Annotated in this window: 16 protein-coding genes and 1 other annotated feature; of the genes, 2 read left to right on the plus strand and 14 right to left on the minus strand. The window is 41.0% G+C overall.

The features are described 5' to 3' along the window. The first annotated feature begins 2 nt into the window (after nucleotides 1-2). Nucleotides 3-242, plus strand: a complete 240-nt coding sequence (locus ABC361_RS16580; protein WP_413074960.1) for a hypothetical protein — start codon at nucleotides 3-5, stop codon at nucleotides 240-242. A 66-nt stretch (nucleotides 243-308) separates the two neighbouring features. Here ABC361_RS16580 and ABC361_RS16585 read toward each other — a convergent pair whose 3' ends face one another. The 7 genes from ABC361_RS16585 to pepT form a co-directional block, all read right to left on the minus strand. Further along, nucleotides 309-1,190 carry a carbohydrate ABC transporter permease gene (locus ABC361_RS16585; RefSeq protein WP_413074961.1) on the minus strand — a complete coding sequence of 294 codons (882 nt, stop codon included), beginning with the start codon at nucleotides 1,188-1,190 and terminating at the stop codon, nucleotides 309-311. Nucleotides 1,191-1,201: 11 nt separating this feature from the next. After that, nucleotides 1,202-2,149: an ABC transporter permease gene (locus ABC361_RS16590; protein ID WP_413074962.1), complete on the minus strand. Its 948-nt coding sequence runs from the start codon at nucleotides 2,147-2,149 to the stop codon at nucleotides 1,202-1,204. Between the two features lie 13 nt (nucleotides 2,150-2,162). Then, on the minus strand, nucleotides 2,163-3,347 hold the full coding sequence (locus ABC361_RS16595; protein WP_413074963.1) for a response regulator: 1,185 nt from the start codon (nucleotides 3,345-3,347) through the stop codon (nucleotides 2,163-2,165). Beyond that, a complete protein-coding gene (locus tag ABC361_RS16600; RefSeq protein WP_413074964.1) occupies nucleotides 3,332-5,065 on the minus strand; it encodes a histidine kinase in 1,734 nt (577 codons plus the stop codon). The genes ABC361_RS16595 and ABC361_RS16600 overlap by 16 nt, the downstream gene beginning before the upstream one ends. A gap of 105 nt (nucleotides 5,066-5,170) precedes the next feature. Continuing rightward, entirely contained in the window at nucleotides 5,171-6,838 is a 1,668-nt protein-coding gene (locus ABC361_RS16605) for an extracellular solute-binding protein (RefSeq protein ID WP_413074965.1), read from the minus strand. Nucleotides 6,839-7,016: 178 nt separating this feature from the next. Further along, a complete protein-coding gene (locus ABC361_RS16610) occupies nucleotides 7,017-7,868 on the minus strand; it encodes a GNAT family N-acetyltransferase (RefSeq protein ID WP_413074966.1) in 852 nt (283 codons plus the stop codon). A gap of 15 nt (nucleotides 7,869-7,883) precedes the next feature. Next, nucleotides 7,884-9,113, minus strand: a complete 1,230-nt coding sequence (gene pepT, locus ABC361_RS16615) for a peptidase T (protein ID WP_413074967.1) — start codon at nucleotides 9,111-9,113, stop codon at nucleotides 7,884-7,886. Nucleotides 9,114-9,325: 212 nt separating this feature from the next. After that, nucleotides 9,326-9,536: a binding site (T-box leader), on the plus strand. Nucleotides 9,537-9,824: 288 nt separating this feature from the next. Here pepT and thrS point away from each other — a divergent pair. Next, a complete protein-coding gene (gene thrS / locus ABC361_RS16620) occupies nucleotides 9,825-11,003 on the plus strand; it encodes a threonine--tRNA ligase (protein ID WP_413074968.1) in 1,179 nt (392 codons plus the stop codon). A gap of 22 nt (nucleotides 11,004-11,025) precedes the next feature. On the opposite strand, the gene ABC361_RS16625 is transcribed toward thrS, so the two are convergent. The 7 genes from ABC361_RS16625 to ABC361_RS16655 form a co-directional block, all read right to left on the minus strand. Further along, nucleotides 11,026-11,706 carry an ABC transporter ATP-binding protein gene (locus ABC361_RS16625; protein ID WP_413074969.1) on the minus strand — a complete coding sequence of 227 codons (681 nt, stop codon included), beginning with the start codon at nucleotides 11,704-11,706 and terminating at the stop codon, nucleotides 11,026-11,028. After that, the gene (locus ABC361_RS16630) at nucleotides 11,703-12,785 is read right to left on the minus strand and encodes an ABC transporter permease (RefSeq protein ID WP_413074970.1); all 1,083 of its coding nucleotides are present in this window, start codon (nucleotides 12,783-12,785) and stop codon (nucleotides 11,703-11,705) included. Before ABC361_RS16630 ends, ABC361_RS16625 begins: the two co-directional genes overlap by 4 nt. A 68-nt stretch (nucleotides 12,786-12,853) precedes the next feature. Beyond that, complete coding sequence (locus tag ABC361_RS16635) at nucleotides 12,854-14,233, minus strand: sensor histidine kinase (protein WP_413074971.1); 1,380 nt, start codon at nucleotides 14,231-14,233, stop codon at nucleotides 12,854-12,856. Continuing rightward, a complete protein-coding gene (locus ABC361_RS16640; protein ID WP_413074972.1) occupies nucleotides 14,230-14,907 on the minus strand; it encodes a response regulator transcription factor in 678 nt (225 codons plus the stop codon). Before ABC361_RS16640 ends, ABC361_RS16635 begins: the two co-directional genes overlap by 4 nt. Before the next feature lie 118 nt (nucleotides 14,908-15,025). Continuing rightward, a complete protein-coding gene (locus ABC361_RS16645; RefSeq protein WP_413074973.1) occupies nucleotides 15,026-15,913 on the minus strand; it encodes a carbohydrate ABC transporter permease in 888 nt (295 codons plus the stop codon). Then, nucleotides 15,894-16,775, minus strand: coding sequence for a carbohydrate ABC transporter permease (locus ABC361_RS16650; RefSeq protein WP_413074974.1), 882 nt, complete (start codon nucleotides 16,773-16,775; stop codon nucleotides 15,894-15,896). Before ABC361_RS16650 ends, ABC361_RS16645 begins: the two co-directional genes overlap by 20 nt. A gap of 59 nt (nucleotides 16,776-16,834) precedes the next feature. Next, entirely contained in the window at nucleotides 16,835-18,115 is a 1,281-nt protein-coding gene (locus ABC361_RS16655) for an ABC transporter substrate-binding protein (RefSeq protein ID WP_413074975.1), read from the minus strand. Nucleotides 18,116-18,264 lie beyond the last annotated feature (149 nt).

Consider the following 18,264-nt stretch of genomic DNA (forward strand, 5'->3'; position numbering starts at 1 on the left):
GCATGTCCATACGCTATGAAACCATACTTAAAGAGTTCCAGCCAAAAATAAAAAAAAGCCTCTACCAAACGGCACCACCGAATCGAGAGGATTTAGAACAAGAGATTAAGATGAAAATTTTTGAAAAGATGGACGTTATTCAAAACATAGATGCACCTGGTTACTATGATTTTGTTAGCGGTCATGAGGATGTTGCAGAAACCCTTGGTGTCTATCTAATCAGTGATAGAAAACGAGATTAAACGGGTTTGAATCGCTAGAACGTGCGCCTAAATCACTTAAAGGATACAACTAGCGATTCATTGCGCTTATTCTTTCACAGACCCTAGTACAATCCCCTTCACAAAATACTTTTGTAAAAAGGGATAAACCAAAATAATCGGTAAAGCCCCAATAAAGATTTGAGCAGAACGAACCGTTCGTTCTGATAAGGCACGCACCTCATCTGGATTTACGTTAATTTGAGAGAAATCGTTTTGAACAATAATGGTTTGTAAAAAGGTCGACAACGGATATTTAGTCGTATCTGTTAAATAAATCAACCCATCAAACCACGAATTCCATTGACCCACCATTGTGAAGAGTCCTACTGTTGCTAAAGCAGGTAGTGAAATAGGCAAATAAATTTTAAACAAGATTCTAAAATGACCCGCTCCATCTATTAACGCGGCTTCTTCTAGTGATTTCGGAACACCGGTCCGGAAGAAGTTTAAAAGTAAAATCATATTAAATACATTAACAGCACCAGGCAGAACGAGCGCCCAGATCGTATTAATCATGCCAAGGTTTTGAATCAAAATATAAGTAGGAATCAATCCACCGTTAAAAAGCATGATGAAAATTAGAGAATACACGTACCATTTTCGACCACGGAATTCATGGTCTTCTTTAGATAGTGCATACGCGGCAAGCGTCACAACAGTTAAGCTAATAAGTGTTCCTAACACTGTTCGAAAGACACCATTCCAAAGTGCACGTAAGAAATTTGCGTTTCCAAGGGTTTGCTCCCAAGCTGCGAACGTAAAATCAATTGGAAGAAATCGAACTAAATTCGCATTTGCCGGGGCTGACGCACTAAATGAGACAGCAAGAATGTGGATGAGCGGCAAGATACAAATAATTCCTAGCGCTAATAGAAAGATGTTGTTGCACACGGAAAAAATTTTATATGAACGACTGCGATGGTGCATGGCCACCCCTCCTAAAAGATCCGATAATTTGCATATTTGTAAGCCAGACGATAACCAGTAACAATAAGAATAAAGGCAATAACCGATTTAAATGCGCCGACCGCCGTAGCATAACTGAAGTTTCCTCCAAGAAGTCCTTGTCGGTACACATATGTATCAATGATATCTCCTTTGTCATAGACGAGTGGATTGTAGAGGTTAAAGATTTGGTCAAAACCTGCATTAAGAATATTTCCAAGCGCTAACGTTGCTACGACAATGGTTATCGGTAATAAGCTTGGAAGTGTAATATAAAGCACTTGTTGAAAACGATTCGCGCCGTCTACAATGGCGGCTTCATATAAACTTGGATTAATGCCTGCAAGCGCCGCTAAAAAAATAATCGCAGAAAAGCCAAAATCCTTCCAAACATCGGACGCAATAACTGTCACCCTAAACCAATCACTATCCCCTAAAAAGAAGATTGGGTCCATTCCTAGAAAGCCAATAAATTGGTTTACGAGACCGCCATCAACAGATAGCAAATCTAGTAAAATACCTCCTAAGATCACCCATGATAAAAAATGCGGTAAATAGACAAGTGTTTGAATAGATCGTTTATACGCCATAATTCGTACTTCATTTAACAACAGCGCAAACATAATTGGCACGACTAGCTGAAAGATGATCTTGAATGTTGAAATCACGAGTGTGTTCCAAATCACCTGCCGCCCTTCTTGAAACTCAAAAATGCGGATAAAGTTATCAAACCCAACCCATTGTGAACCTAAGAAGCCTTCCCATGGTTTAAAATCTTGAAAAGCCATGACAATGCCTGCAAGTGGAATGTAGTTGAAGATGATTGCAAAGATAATGGCTGGTAAGACAAGTACATGGAGCGGCCAGTTGCGCTTCATATTCCAAGCCTGTTTTTTCTTTTTAGGTACTTGGACAAGTGTTTCACTCTTTATTTGAGCCACCTTTCTTCCCCCCTTAGCGTTTTCTAAATTCATGTGGTGTTTGATTGAATTCTTTTTTGAATACACGTATAAAATAAGATGCATTTTGGTAGCCAAGTTCTTTTGAAATGACACTTACTTTCAAGTTAGTGTCAGCCAATAACGAAACGGCTCGATTCATTCGTAATCGATGGATATAGTCTGTAAATGTTTCTCCGGTTTCTTCTTTAAATCGTTTGGATACATAAGCTGGATTCAAATATAATTCGTTTGCGACATCTTGCAAGGTCGGCTGGTTCAAAAAAGATGCGTGAATATACTCTTTGACTTTTTTTGCTAACCTTTCATCACGAATTCCCTCTTCAATGGGCGCCTTTTTATTTCCAGTTAAGATTTGTTTTGCCTGCTTCCAAAACAGAATGGGTTCTCCGATTATGATGGAAACCCCTTGATAGAATTCTTTCTTTAAACCTTTTCTTAGTGACGAAATATCCCGATGCACATTCACTTCAAATTCAAGCGGTTCCCGGTCATGAATCGGATAAAGTACATACATAGTTGATCGTTCATTCTGTAATAAAATATATGAGGCTGTTAATTCCTGTTGAATTCGTTCATGCAACTGATCCTCTTCTTGTTTTTGATCATCCCGAAACACCGTAATCGGTATTGCTCTTGCATCATCTCGGTTGTTAATTTCATAATGATGAAGTTCAATTTTTAATGCTTCGTCACTTTTGTCACCTGTAAGCCAAGGCTGAAAAATCGATTCACTGATGTGAGTGAGATGCGTTTTAATGGCTTCTACAGACTTCTCTTGCACATATTGTTCTTTTTTTTCCTCGAGTCTTTCCGCCAGTGCTTGCCGTACTGCTTTCATTAAGTCCTCGTCATGTACCGGCTTTAATAAATAATCAATTGCTCTCGCTTTTATCGCCGCCTGTGCGTAAGTAAATTCGGAATAGCCAGATAGTAAAATGCATTTCGGCTGTTGCTCCCGCTGCTGTTCATTCATTTCTTGAATCAAATCAATTCCTGACCTTCCAGGCATACGAATATCCGTTACAATGACATCAATCGAACATGCAGAAACAATGTCAAACGCTTTTCTAACAGAAGTGGCACAGTGAACGCGACTGATTTGTAATTGTTCCCATTGTAAACTAGCTAATCCTTGTAGGGTCGCTTCTTCATCGTCAACAATTAACAATTCGTACACGACTTCGCCTCCTTTTGATCATCTGTTTTACAAACAATCGTAACTTTTAATCCCCCTAGCAACGATTGTTCCAGCATCAGTCCAGACCCCATCCCAAAGCGATGTCGTAACCGCTGATGGACGTTTCGCAATCCATAATGATTTGTTAAATCCTGCTCAGCATATAGAAATGAATTGAGTGAAGAAATACGTTCTTGCGTCAAATCCTGACCGTTATCTTCAACAACAACAAGCCATCCATCTGGCTGCACTTGACCAGTAATTGTAATGATTGCCTCATCTTCTAAATTTGCAACACCGTGAACAATTGCGTTCTCAACAATTGGTTGTATCAACAATCGCGGTATAAGAGCAAGTTCACACGCTTCTGGAACAGCTATTGAATAAGTTAGATTCCGTTTCCGTAAAGCGTGAATAGCCAGAAAGTTATTGACCAGCTTTAATTCCTCTTTGATTGTTGTCTCTTCTTGTTCCATTTCTGTTCTATAGCGAAAATAGTCACCTAAATGAAGAGACATCGCCTCGACTGCGTCGGTATTGTTCACTTTAGCCATATTTTTTATATAAAAGAGACAGTTGTATAAAAAGTGTGGATCGATTTGAGCCTGCAATAGCTTTAAGCTCGCTTGTTGTGAACGAATTTTTTCTTCGTACACCTCTTCTATTAATGTTTGAATTTGATCCGCCATTTCATTAAATCCGCTCATTGCAATGGCAAACTCCTTTTGGTCAGGTACAGTCATGCGCGTCTGATAGTGACCTCTTTTGAATTGCAAAATCGCATCTTTTAACTTATCAATTGGTCTATGAATTTGCGTGTATAAAAGCCAAGCTGACATGACACCTAAAAGAAGCAATACGCCTCCCGTCACATAAAACCAGACGCGGGTTGTTGCGATAGGGCTAAGGACTTCCTCCAAAGGAACAAGATCAACAAGGACCCAATCTAAGCTTTCTGAAGCAATGTAGGATAATGTATAATCCGCTTCATTCCATTCAAATCGATATGTACCTTTCGACTCTTCATGCATCTGTAAAGTGAATGCTTCACCTAATGGCACATCTTCGGTTGTACCTGCTGGTTTAATGGGGTCAAAATCAGGATGATACAAAAACGAATACCCATCATTCATTAGCTCCAAGTCTTTTAACTGGTGTTGTACGGCTTCGCTATAAATTCGAGCTTCCACAATAACCGCTTGATCGTTTTCACCACCATAAACCGAGTCTGTCACATGTTGAACAAAGTAAGGACGATCCGCATCCTTGCCTTGTCCATCTGCGACGTAGCGCCATGACCGTGACAATGTTTCTGGTCTTTCTGGCGATGCACCCATTGTGGAAAGCTGTCTCTCGCCGTCGGGAAAAAAAATCGTCACATCAACTAGAAATGTACTTAACTGCTGGTAAAGCATAAGTGTTTGCTGGATATCTTGCTGGAGTTCTATCGATTCATAAGGACTTAATAAATCAATCGTCCGTAACCGACTTGTGTCTTGGTCGATGCTTAATGCGACAAGAAATTGCGATACTTGCCATAAATCAGCTTCAATTCGATTCATTGATACGTCCAATCGGTTTAAGTTTCGTGTATCAATTTCTTCACGAACAACTCGCTCACTAACTAGATTTGAGTACGTATAGAGCGCAACGACTGGCACAAGTAAAAGAATCATACTGACGACCATTTTGTGAAATAAACTTAGTTGTTTAAACATAACGCTCCCCCTCTTAAGCGTTATTTTAATCGATAAAAGAGGATTGTGGGACACTTGACTCAAGAAAAAGACAGCGCTTACTTTTTACGCTGTCTTCTATATGAATTAGTTTGCATTCACGATCTCAAACCATTCATTCACTTCAGCGACAACATCATCGCCACCTTGATTTTTCCATTGTTCAATTAGGCTATCAAATTCATCAATCGACGTTTCGCCATAAATCATCTTATTGAATCCTTCACTAAGCAACGTATCTAAAGCATCACCGCGGCTGACCATTGTTTCTGTTGGTCTTCCTGTAAACATACTAGGAATTTGAGCGTCTGCACTATCAACAACAATTCGAGCGCCTTCCCATGCTTCTTCTGGATACTGTAAATATACTTTTCGTTCAAAAGGTGTTTCTGGTTCATCGCCTCTTGCAAAATCAGCTAATGCATTAATGTAAAGACTAGGAATGCGGGCACCATCGTAGGTTAACGTATATTTAACTGGATCAATTCGTCCACCAGGAATATCTGCGTCCGCATAGTTCACGTCTCCGTCTTCTAGTACATAGTCGTACCCTTCTGCAAATCCATATTCAAACTCACTTCCTTCATCTGGATTCGCGAAATGCTCAAATAAATAATTTTGATAGACAAAGAAGGCTTGAATTTCATCTTCTGTTGCATTTTCATTGAACATAACGGCTCCGTTTTGTGACGTAATTCCTGTTGAGCGTCCTTTGTGTCCATCTGGACCTGTCGGAATATCATACGCTTTGTATTCTGCACCTTCCACATTTTCCAGAAGTTCTGCTAATGGCCAGTCTGGCATCCAGTGTGGTCCCGCAATGATTCCAGCACGACCAGCAGTAAACAATTCAGCTGCTTTTCCTTCATCCCAAAGTCCAGATTCAGGGTGCATATAGCCTTCGTCCATCCAGTGCTTGAGGGTTTCTAACCCCTCTTTAATTTCCGGCTGAACGTCTCCATTTTCAAGCGTTCCATCATCGGCTAGATTGTATTGGTTTGGCATGCCTCCATGGGCACCAAAAACCCAGTCAACCGTCGACATCCACGTATTAAGCTGATTCGCAAAACCAGCAGCTAATCCATAAACTTGCTCGCCTGTTCCCGTAGGATCATCGTTCACAAATGCATCCATGATTGCTTCCACATCGTCTATTGTCTCAGGGGCTTCTAAATCGAGTTCATCCATCCAATCTTGTCGAATGAACAAAACCGTATCACCATTCATTTCATAATCTAAAATTGGAATCGCGAACCTTCCTTCTTCCCGAGTGTAAGGGTCCCATGCATGGGGATCTGCGTCCATTGCTTCTTTCCATGTAGGCGATGCATATTTATCAAAAATATCGCCAACCTCCATTACACGACCTGAATCAATTAGATCCTGGGTTAAATGACTCCGCAGAGCCAAAATCGACGGTAATTCTTGATTTGAAGACATTTCAAGCTGTAATTTGGTTTCAAATGTTTCACCAGGTCCACTTGTCGTCCACATATAATTTAAATCGACATTAAATGTATCTTTCACCCATTGCGTGTGCACGTTGTCTTCAATCGTTTCACCTTCCCGGAAAAAAATATCGCCAGAAACATGCTTAATTAAATCCAATGTTACAGGTTCTTCAAAACGCTCTGTCAATTCTTCCGCCGAAGTTACCGCATCAACCGTGCTTTCTTTTTCATTGGAATTGTCACTACAAGCAGAAAGCGCTACAACAGCCACACTAGATAAGACAATCGCATGATATCTTTTCAAACTTGCTCCCCCTCTGTTTCATCTATTCGTATCAATCCGCTTAACGAAAAAACTATTGTAAGCCTTTTCATTTGTACTATATCTTGTTTTTCAGCGTTTTAATATAACACTTCTTTTAGATTTATATCACTTTCTTTACTTATCGAGAGGAAAATGTAGCCAAACGCAAAAAAGGCCGTTATTCGACCTTTTTCACTTCAATGACCACTGCTTTACTTATTTTTTTGAAACCTATGTCTTGGTAAATATGGTTAGAGGTTGGGTTCGCTAAATCCGTATAAAGAAGAATCGTGGTAAAGCCTTCTTCTCTACATTGTTGGCAAAGGGCGGATACACAACTAGATGCATAGCCCCTTCTCCTTAAATGTTCAGGAGTATACACAAGATTAATCGTTACCGTTTTATCAATTTTACGGGTTGCGTTTGCCATTGCCACGCACTCCCCATCTACAATGAATAGATGGAGTCCACTTTTTTCAAATTGAATTTGAGCACTCCTATACGCTTCTTCTAACGTTTGTCTCGCTTCTGAAAGATTTGCTTCTTTATCAAACGCACGGATCCACTCCGCTACAGTTGCTATATCCATTCGCGTCATCTTTCGTAATGTCCCCGAATAGGAAGGATTAAACATCGACATATCTAATGAATAAAGCTGTTGGTCCATTGTAATGACTGGTTTTCTGCTTCGTAATGCCGCCAAAGCATTAGTGATCATTTGAGTCGGTTCTTTCTTCCCGACAAACCGTGTAACGGAATACGCACTCAACATTTGAGCAAACACATTTGCCGCTTCTTCTTTTAATGGTGCAGAGAAAGCTAACACAACTTGTTCTGGGATTGTTTGTAAACAAAAACCAATTGGCTCCTCTTTCATTGTTAAACAACCCATTAAGTGAGGACGATGTTTTGCACGGAGCGCTTGCTTCAAAATGCCAAGAAATAAACTATTCTCACTCAGATTATGCGATAACGCCGCAGTGCTCATTTCGTAAAAAGCATCTACGTCTTCGAATAGGTTTGCTTCCATTCTGTCCCCCTGACGTTACGATTGTCTCTCTTCCACAAGCTCCACAATTTTTGCAATTACTTGAACCGCTTTTTCCATGTCATCGACTGAAATATATTCGTAGCGACCGTGATAATTTTGCCCACCCGTAAAAATATTTGGTGTTGGTAAGCCCTTATAAGAAAGCTGTGATCCATCTGTTCCACCTCGAATTGGCCCTACAATTGGTTCAATGTCACAAGCCTTCATTGCATCAAGTGCTACATCAACAATCTCTGGCTTCGGTTCAATTTTTTCACGCATATTGTAATACTGATCTCTCATTTCTAACGAGACATTTTCTTCGCCATGCTTCCCCTGCATCTGTCTAACAATCGCTTCCATCTTCGCTTTGCGACTGGCAAAATCTTTTCGATCAAAATCGCGAATGATGTAGTGCAATTCGGCGTAATCTGTATCCCCATTCATTGATAAGAGGTGATAAAAGCCCTCATACCCTTCCGTAAATTCTGGTGCCTCATCTGCAGGTAATTGATCTTGAAACTCCATTGCTCGCTTCATCGCATTAACCATTTTATTTTTTGCAGTTCCAGGGTGTGTACTTACACCTTGAAAACTTACTTTTGCAGCTGCCGCATTAAAGCTTTCAAATTGAAATTCGCCTAGCGGTCCACCATCCAATGTGTAAGCAAAATCAGCATGAAACGCATCAACATCAAAGTGATGAGGTCCTCTGCCAATCTCTTCGTCAGGCGTAAAAGCAACGCGAATCTTCCCGTGTTTTATTGATGGGTTATCGATCAAATATTCCATCGCCGTCATAATTTCCGCAATGCCTGCCTTGTCATCAGCACCCAGTAAAGTCGTTCCGTCTGTTGTGATAAGCGTATGGCCCACATAATTTTTCAGCTCTGGAAATTGACTCGGAGATAACGTCACATTCTCGTTTAACGGAATATCGTTGCCATCATACTGTTCATGGACAAGTGGGTTAACCCCTTTTCCTGTAAAATCTGTTGCCGTATCGACGTGGGCAAGAAAACCAATAGTTGGTACATCTTTGTCTGTATTCGCTTCAAGGGTTGCCATTACATAACCATTATCATCCATCTCAACATCCGTCATGCCAATGTCGATTAATTCATTTACGAGTACTTGTCCGAGTTCAAGCTGCCCTTTAGTCGTCGGAACCACGCTACTTGCTTCTGAAGATTGTGTATCTATTTTTGCATAACGTGTTAAACGATCAATTAACTTCTGCTTCATTTTTTAACTTCCTTTCAAGCTTTTCTCCTATTATAGCAAATTCCATTTTATTCGTAGATTGTTTTTACTTGAGTCCATTTCATCAATTAAGTTAGATGCGGACATGACTGCTACTATTTGTTATGACCTTCCTTCAATTAGCACAAAATGATCGATTTTTATGAAAAGACTTGCTTTTTATTGTCAAAATTCTTATACTACTAAGAACTATACAAGAAGCACTGATGAGGACAAGACGTTCCGTTCCACTTTTTACTAGAGAAAAAAGGGCTTAGGCTGGAACCCTTTTAAAAAAGACGTGACGTTACCACCTCTGAGCTAGCATAGGGACAATCTATGCTCGGTCTAACCGTTATCGATTGAAGCGTGCAAAGATTAATTTTGCAAATGTAGGGTGGAACCGCGACCACATTCGTCCCTTAAGAGGGATGAGTGTGGTCTTTTTTTTATATGAAAAAAGCATGAAAGAGGACATGTGATAAAAGGAAGAATGCGTTACAGAGAATGAGGCATGAGCTGAGAGCCTTGTCGCCAGCCTTTTAGCATACCACCTTGGAGCTGGTATAGGGACAATCTATACCCGGGAGACCGTTATCGTAATGAAGACAATTGCATGCGCAATTAATTGAGGGTGGAACCATGACCACATCGTCCCTGTTCTATAGGGGATGGTGTGGTCTTTTTTATTTAGAATCATAAGGAGGAACAAACATGAATTCACACAAATCACATCAAGATATCGCAAAAGAAATGGATCTATTTGTCACAGTAGAAGAAGCTCCTGGGATGCCCTTCTTCTTACCAAATGGTATGGTGATCCGCAACGAATTGGAGCAATTTTGGAAAGACCTTCACGCTAAAAATGGGTACGAAGAGGTCAAAACACCCCTGTTATTGAAGCAACATTTATGGGAACAGTCAGGGCATTGGGCTCATTATAAAGACAATATGTATTTTTCTGAAGTTGATGGCCAAGCATATGCGATTAAACCTATGAGTTGTCCTGGCGCATTGCTTATTTATAACCAAAAACGAAGAAGTTATAGCGACCTACCCATTCGTTATGCTGAGCTTGGTCACGTGCATCGCTATGAAAAATCGGGGTCTTTAAACGGCTTGCTGCGTGTTCGCTCCATTACACAAGACGATGCGCATATCTTCGTTCATAAAGATCAAATCGAAGCGGAACTCATTCGTATTCTCGACCTTGTTCATCAAGTGTATAAAACATTTGGTTTTGACTACCGTGTTGAGCTATCTACTAAGCCTGAGAAAGCGATGGGAGACGCGAATCAGTGGGATCACGCGGAAGCTGTTCTCAAAAACGTTTTAGAGAAACAAAGGATTTCGTACGTCATTAATGAAGGCGATGGTGCTTTTTATGGCCCCAAAATCGACTTTCATATTACGGATTCGAGAAGTCGAAGTTGGCAATGTGGAACGATTCAATTAGATTTCCAAATGCCGGAGAAGTTTGACTGTCTCTTTAGCAATAATCAACAACAACTCAAACACCCTATTCTCATTCATCGTGCGATTTACGGTTCTGTTGAGCGATTTATGGCGATTCTAATTGAGCATTATGAAGGACGGTTTCCATTCTGGCTTGCACCTGTACAAGTCGAGATCTTACCCATTCATGAATCACAACATGAATATGGAGCAATGGTCTTAACACGTTTGAAGGAAAAAGGCATTCGAGCACGGTTAAACGTAAAAAATCAATCGTTTGGTGCCAAAATCCGTGCATCACGCATGAATAAAACACCCTATCGAATTATCATTGGAAAGGAAGAGATCGACCAACAACAAGTAACGTTGCAAGACCGAGATGGCCAGCAACGATCTCTACCACTAGACGATTTGCTACCTGCATTGGGGCAAGAGTGAGGGATAAAAAAGACGAGCAACTTCAGCTCGTCTCTCTTATCCGCCCATCTTCTAAATGGATGACCCGATCACAATGATCAAACATGCGTTGGTCGTGGGTAATCATAATAGCTGCTTTCCCCTTTTCCTTTACTTCAGATGAAAGGGTTTGTACAATTTCTTCTGCTCGCTTTGCATCAAGGCTAGCTGTCGGTTCATCTGCTAGAATAAACGCTGGGTCATTCATCCATGCCCGTGCAATTGCCACACGTTGTTTTTCTCCGCCGGATAACTGTATCGGATATTGCTTCAAACGATGACTTAATCCTAAACCGTCAAGAAGAGAGCGAGCTCGTTTTTTCGCTTCAGCTTTATCCATTTTTGCTAGTTTGGCTACATACAATAATTGGTCTTCTACTTTTAAAAAAGGAATGAGGTGTGCAGATTGGAATATAAACCCAATTTGAGTCAACCTCACATGGCTTCGTTCTTTCTCACTAAGCTTCGTGAGAGAGCGACCATTTATCGCCATCTCCCCACTACTTGGAGAAAGAAGGGCACCAGCAATGGAAAGCATTGTACTTTTCCCAGAACCTGATGGACCGGTTATACAGATCAACTCACCAGCCTTTACCTCTAAAGAGATGTCTTTTAATACATCCACTTTCCCCTCGCCTTCACCAAACGATCGTGTAATGCCATTAAATTCTATCATTGTACTCATTCTTGTCCTCCTCCAATCGCTTTTAACGGATCGATCTTCATCACTTTTACAATTGACAGAAGAGATCCGATCATGGCAACACCAAAGAACAACAAGGCAAGCAATCCAATTAATTCAACATCTAAGTGAAATGGCAAACCTTGCGGTAAAAGACTTCCTACAAGTAATGTTACGCTTATGCCTAGACCAACACTTATAAAGGATAGAACAATGACCTGAAGAAAGACGGCCGTTGCGAGTTGGCTTGATTTCGCTCCAATGGCTTTTAAAATTCCAAACTGCGTCAATTTTTGAATGGTAATGACATAGAAAAACGCAGCTAACACAAATGCCGAGATAATAAAGAGAAACACAATCATCATGGTGAGCGACCCTTGTTCCGCACTATAGCCAGGAATACCAGATAGGACATCGTCATGCGTAACGACTTCAGCTGATTCTAGCTGTCTCGTTAAATCTTCCGCTTCCTCACCGGACGTTGTCGGTAAGATATAGGCACTCACTGTGAACGCATCGCTCCTTCCCATTTCAATCCAATCCTCTTCCGAAACATGTAAAATAGGCGAATGACCAAAACGTTGGTTTTCTGAGAATCCTGTTATTACAAATGTCATGTCACTACCAGAGTCAATGACAGTTGAACCAACGTCGAACCCTTCTTCTTTAAGTGATTTATCCGCAATGAGTTCCCCAGTTTCTTTTGGTTGTTCACCTTCTACAACGTCAGGAAACCAAACGCTGTCTTGAGAAAAAGACATGAACGCAATATCTGCTAACGCCTCTTCACCATCTTCAATTTGAGCCATATGGATGCCAAGTTTTTCAGCATCTTCACTAAATGCTTCAATAGTTTCTTGGTCCGTTTTTTCTATAAGTGAACGGGTTAATTGGTAATCGGCTTCTTCGTCCACTACAAAGGAATCTGTATTCATATTCATAATACCTGCTGCATTATCAGCAGCAAGTCCTTGTGCTAGACCTGATACAAACAAGACTAAAAAGGAAAGCAAGAACATGATTAGGGCAACGAGGGCATAACGGAGCCGTGCATACATCAGTTCTTTTATCGCTAAAAACATATCATCACTTCTTTCTTTGTTTGATATGCTTACCTTACTGCGCCATTATGAATGGAACATGAACACGTCTATACCTTTTTACGTGGTAAGCGCACAATGAATGTTGTTCCAACACCTTTCTCACTTGTCACATCAATCATCCCCCCATGTCGTGTGACAATTTCATGGACAATGGCTAATCCGAGCCCATTGCTTTCTTTTTTACTCGTTCTTGACTGATCCTCTTTATAAAATCGTTCAAAAATCTTAGGAAGCGCCTCTGGTGAAATGCCTTCTCCATTATCTTCAACCTTGACGATTACATCTTGGTCTTCTTGGTAACCATTGATACGAATGGTCCCTTCAGGTTTTGAAAATTTCACCGCATTCGTAAACAGATTTAACCACACTTGGTAAAGCAGCTGTTCATCCCCCTCTACGATAAGCGATTCAGCGAAGTCTGTTTGAACAAATAACTCTTTCTCTCGCCACCTAAAAGCATGGGTACGAACAATATCCATCCACTGCTCGGCCACACGGCACTGATTCCTATTTAGTTCTCCATGTTCAAGAGAAGCTAACGTCAAAAGCTGCCTACTTAAACTTGATAATCGCTTACTTTCCAATTCAATCTGTTCAACATATTGCTTCCGCTCAAGATCTGTGCGCTCCTCATGTTTTAACGCGTGGGTCATTCCTTGAATTGTCGTTAAAGGGGATTGAATCTCATGCGATACATTTGCAACAAATTCTCGTCTAAGACGTTCCTGACGTTCAATTGTTTGGGCCATTGAGGAAAAATGATTCGCTAATTGGCCTATCTCATCTTTCCGTTTTGTCGGCAATTCCAATTCGAATTCTGCCTGCTCCATTTTCTTTGTTGCCCTTGTTAATTGCTCTATGGGCGCAACAAGGTATCGTGTTGATACAAATACGACTAATACACTAAACAACAGAATAAATACAACTAAAACAGCTAAAAATGAGCGAAATTCTCCTAATTGCTGTTCCACATTTGGACGAAGAAAAAGCGCAGCCATATCATCTTCGAATAGGACTGGAACACCGACTGTATTTCTTAATTCATTATTAAAAAAACCTGTTACAAACAATTGCCCAGACGTTTCCCCAACTCCGTTGTACGTTTGCCCTAACATCACACGCTGAACATCGGATGTAGGTAATTGTTCATCTCGAAACGAACCACCATAAAATTGAGGCTCCTCACCATCAACAAACAACGCCATCTGATAGCCAAGTTGTCCAATATGATTCAGATATTGTTCATCAGACGTCAGGTTCTCTTCTAGAAAGCGTTGCACTTCTTCTGCCACTTCCGTTATTCGTTCACTGTTTTCTGGTTTAAGATAGAGTTGATAGTATACATTTGTTAATACGAACGAAAATAAGCTGCTCAAAGCCATCACGCCAATGATTGTTAGCACGACACGCACATAAAGGGATCTCAAGAATGCACCTCCAGTTTATAGCCAACACTTCTTACCGTTTGAATCGTAAAGCCCGCATTTTTTTCTTTAAACCGACTTCGCAATCGCTTGATATGCACATCAACCGTTCGTTCGTCTCCATCAAAATCAATTCCCCAAACGCGCTCAATCATTTGTTCACGGGTAAACGTTCGGCTAGGATGTGCTGCTAAATAATGAAGCAGTTCAAATTCCTTTAGCGGCAGCATCAGCACCGATTGATGAAGACGAATTTCATAACTTGACGTATCAATGATGACATTCCCTACTTGTATCGCTTCTTGTTGTTCTTTTTGGTACCGTCTGAGCAAAGCCCGAATCCGAAATAACAGCTCTTTTGGTTCAAATGGTTTTGTGACATAATCATCGGTTCCAGCTAAAAATCCCTTTGTCTTGTCTTGTAGCTCTGATTTAGCCGTTACCATTAACACAGGGATATCATAAAATGAGCGAATTTCTTCGCACAATTCATACCCATCCATGTTTGGCATCATGACATCGACAATGGCTAAGTCAATGGGTTGTTGCGCTAGCACATCCAGTGCTTCTACTCCATCACCGGCTTCTAGGACATCATAGTGATGTTCGCTTAAATCTTTCTTCATGAACGCACGAATTGTTTGATCATCATCAACAAGTAAAATTTTTTCGTTCATTCTTTATTCCTCCAACAAATCATACTCTCCTTACTATTGCCAACTCCCTCTAAAAAATCAAGTGACAGAAAAAAGCTCATCGACTTTACTAAGTCGACAAGCTTTGCAATCGGTTGCACTATCCTTTTACCCCTGTAAGAGCAATACCTTCAATAATTTGTCTTTGTGCAAAGAAATAAATAATGAGCACAGGTACAACCGAAATGGTTGCCCCAGCCATCAATAATGGCCACTGCGTCACGTAAAGCCCTTTAAACATTGCGAGTAAGAGCGGCACTGTAAAGAGTTCAGTACTACTTAAGAACGTTAATGGCTGAATAAAGTTATTCCATATTCCAATGAAAGAGAAAATCCCGAACGCCGCAAGTGCTGGCTTAATTAATGGCAACATGATTCTCAAGTAAATAAAAGCTGGATTTGCACCGTCCATCACTGCAGCTTCTTCCATTTCTTTCGGAATACCAAGCATAAACTGTCTAAGAAGAAAGACACCAAAGGCATTAAACAGCGCGTTTGGAACAATAATTGATAGGTGCGTATTGACCCATCCTAAGCTATCAAGGATTAAGTAAAGAGGAATAAGCGTTACTTGCATCGGTACCATCATTGTTGCAAGAAAGGCTATAAACAGGAATTTCGATCCCGGAAATTTCAATTTCGCGAACGCATACGCCGCCATTGAACACGTAATGATCTGGCTCACCACAACAATCGTTGAGATATAAAAGCTATTCCAATACGCCCGACCAAACGGCATTGCCGTTAACGAGTCTGTGAAGTTGCTCCACATAACGGGATCTGGAATAATCGTCGGCGGAACTGAAAACATTTGTTCAAATGATTTTAAACTACTCAGTCCCATCCAGATAAAGGGCCCTGCCATTACAAGTGAACCAATAATGAGCGCAAGATGGAGAAGAATGCGAGATGGTCGTAGCGTACGCTTCTTCTTATGTTGTACAGGAGGTTGCGTGTTTGGTTGCGTATTATCTGCCGCCGTCTTCATAATGCACCCACTTTCTAGAAACCGTAAACTGAATTAGCGTAAAGATTAAAATGATGACAAATAAAATCATTGCTGCGGATGTACTTGTGCCAAACGAGCTTCTCGTAAAGGCTTCATCAAAAATGTGGAGGACGAGTGTGTAACTGGCGTTTCCCGGTCCCCCTTGCGTCATCACATAGGCTTGGTCAAACACTTGGAACGAACCAATGACCGTCATGATGGCTACAAAAAACGTTGTTGGTGATAGCAGCGGCATCGTAATATTTTTAAACTTTTGCCAAGCAGACGCACCATCGATTTCTGCTGCTTCATAGTAGCTTCTGGAAATGCCTTGTAAACCAGCTAAGAAGATGACCATATTCGTCCCAAGTCCCCACCAAATACTTAGCATCGCGATAGAAGGAAGAACAAAGCGACGATCGGTTAACCAGTTTGGACCTTCAATACCTACTGCCGCTAACATTTGATTAATCAAGCCGAAATCTCCATTCAAGAGCCACATCCAGATGACCGCTATTGAAACGGAGCTAGTGACAACCGGCATAAAGAAAAACATCCGATAGAAATCTTTGCCCTTTACTTTATTTAGAGCAAGTGCAGACAGAAGAGCCGCTGCAATCCCACCTGGTATGACGATTAATGAATAAATGGTTGTGTTTCGCATAGCGGCACGAAAATTGCTATCTTGAAACTGAGTAATATAATTTTCTAATCCAACAAACGTCCGTTCACCGAACCCATCCCACTGCATGAAACTGATTCCAAAGGCAAACATGAGCGGGAGCAAAGAAAAGAGAATCATGCCAATCATTTGTGGTGCAATAAACGCGTATCCCCACCATTTCTCTCGTTTTGTAAACAACACGGCCCCTCCTTTTAAAAGAAGGAGGAGAATCACTCTCCTCCACTTTTATTCTCTATTTAGTCTAAATCAAGCGCTTCTTTCGCTTTCGCTGTGGACTGTTCTAACGCGTCCGTTGCATCAATATCCCCAAGCATCATTAGCTCATAAATATCTTCCAAGTCTTCATTTAGACCTGGGGAAGTAAACTCTAAATCAATGACTCGACCAACGCCACGCGCGTCCAGCAAGTATTGCCCGTGTTCTGGGCGATCTTGATTCAGAACAATCTCATCGATTCCCTCAACAGAAGGAACGGCATTTCCTTCACCGTCTAATCGCACTTCTTGCCCTTCAGTTGACGTGTAGTATGAAATAAATTTCTGCGCTTCCTCAACGTGATCTGAATTAGAATTCACCGCCATGTATGCAGTGGCAATTGCTGCTGTTTCAAGTTGTTCCCCTGTATTTGATGGAAATGGGATGTAGTCAAACTCAAGACTTGAATTTAAAAACATCGGCGTTAACCAGCGACCTGCAGAGACAAAGCCCACTTGCCCTGACATGAACATGGCTTCTATGCCTTGCCCTTCAGGCATGGTTCCAGCATACGTAAAGTTGCCTTCATCGACCATTTCATCTACAAATTCAAATGCTTCTTTCGTATTTGGATCAGTATCCGCCACAATTGAATCCGCGTCTGCAAACTGCCCGCCATTTGTCCAAATCCAGTTAATCATCGCCACATGCCCGCTCTCCTGCATATAGCCATGGTTCCCTGCTTCATTTAACTGACCTGTCACTTCCGCAAAGGTATCCCAGTTCCACTCGCCATTTTCGTAATACTCTTGTGGCGATGTAATGTCATTTTCCTCTAAGAGTGCTTTATTGTAATAGAGCAAGAATGGGTTACAGTCAACTGGCAAGCCATAGATGACGTCTTCGTCTCGTGAAGCTCCCCATATATCATCTGTAAACTCATCTTCCGTTACAAAGGATTCATCTGTTTCCATAAATTCTGATAACGGTTCAATCGTTCCATTCGCCATCAAGGTCGAAATATTCTCTGCCCCCACATAAAACACATCAGGCGCCTGACCACCTTGTAAACGGGTTGTTAAAGTCTGAAAATAGCTATCGTTTGGTAAACCAGTTAACGTTACTTCAATGTCGTCTTGCATCTCGTTAAACGCATCGACCGCTCGATTATATACGTCTAACTCTGCTGGATTCCCCCAAGCTGAAAACGAAAGCTGCACGACGTCCCCATCGCCACCTGTGCCTGAAGAACCAGAGCTACAACCTGCCATTACAGACATCGCTACCGCTGATACGAAGCCAATACCAAAGATTTTTTTCATTTTTTTCACTCCCCCGATTGATTGAAAACGTTTACAAGTTGTACTATTGAAAAAACAGAGAAAACGTTTGCCCTTATCTCTAAAACTTCTTCATACTTTTATTATAAATCAGCGAGAAACGAATCGATTCTGGAATATTTTTAAGGATA

It is taken from the genome of Shouchella phoenicis, from assembly GCF_047238345.1.
Taxonomy (GTDB): Bacteria; Bacillota; Bacilli; order Bacillales; family Bacillaceae_D; genus Shouchella.

Bases quoted from the DNA above. Each gene is read 5' to 3' on its own strand.
- ABC361_RS16580 (WP_413074960.1), top strand. From the start codon at position 3: ATGTCCATACGCTATGAAACCATACTTAAAGAGTTCCAGCCAAAAATA.
- ABC361_RS16585 (WP_413074961.1), bottom strand. From the start codon at position 1,190: ATGCACCATCGCAGTCGTTCATATAAAATTTTTTCCGTGTGCAACAAC.
- ABC361_RS16600 (WP_413074964.1), bottom strand. From the start codon at position 5,065: ATGTTTAAACAACTAAGTTTATTTCACAAAATGGTCGTCAGTATGATT.
- ABC361_RS16610 (WP_413074966.1), bottom strand. From the start codon at position 7,868: ATGGAAGCAAACCTATTCGAAGACGTAGATGCTTTTTACGAAATGAGC.
- pepT (WP_413074967.1), bottom strand. From the start codon at position 9,113: ATGAAGCAGAAGTTAATTGATCGTTTAACACGTTATGCAAAAATAGAT.
- thrS (WP_413074968.1), top strand. From the start codon at position 9,825: ATGAATTCACACAAATCACATCAAGATATCGCAAAAGAAATGGATCTA.
- ABC361_RS16625 (WP_413074969.1), bottom strand. From the start codon at position 11,706: ATGAGTACAATGATAGAATTTAATGGCATTACACGATCGTTTGGTGAA.
- ABC361_RS16630 (WP_413074970.1), bottom strand. From the start codon at position 12,785: ATGTTTTTAGCGATAAAAGAACTGATGTATGCACGGCTCCGTTATGCC.
- ABC361_RS16640 (WP_413074972.1), bottom strand. From the start codon at position 14,907: ATGAACGAAAAAATTTTACTTGTTGATGATGATCAAACAATTCGTGCG.
- ABC361_RS16645 (WP_413074973.1), bottom strand. From the start codon at position 15,913: ATGAAGACGGCGGCAGATAATACGCAACCAAACACGCAACCTCCTGTA.
- ABC361_RS16655 (WP_413074975.1), bottom strand. From the start codon at position 18,115: ATGAAAAAAATCTTTGGTATTGGCTTCGTATCAGCGGTAGCGATGTCT.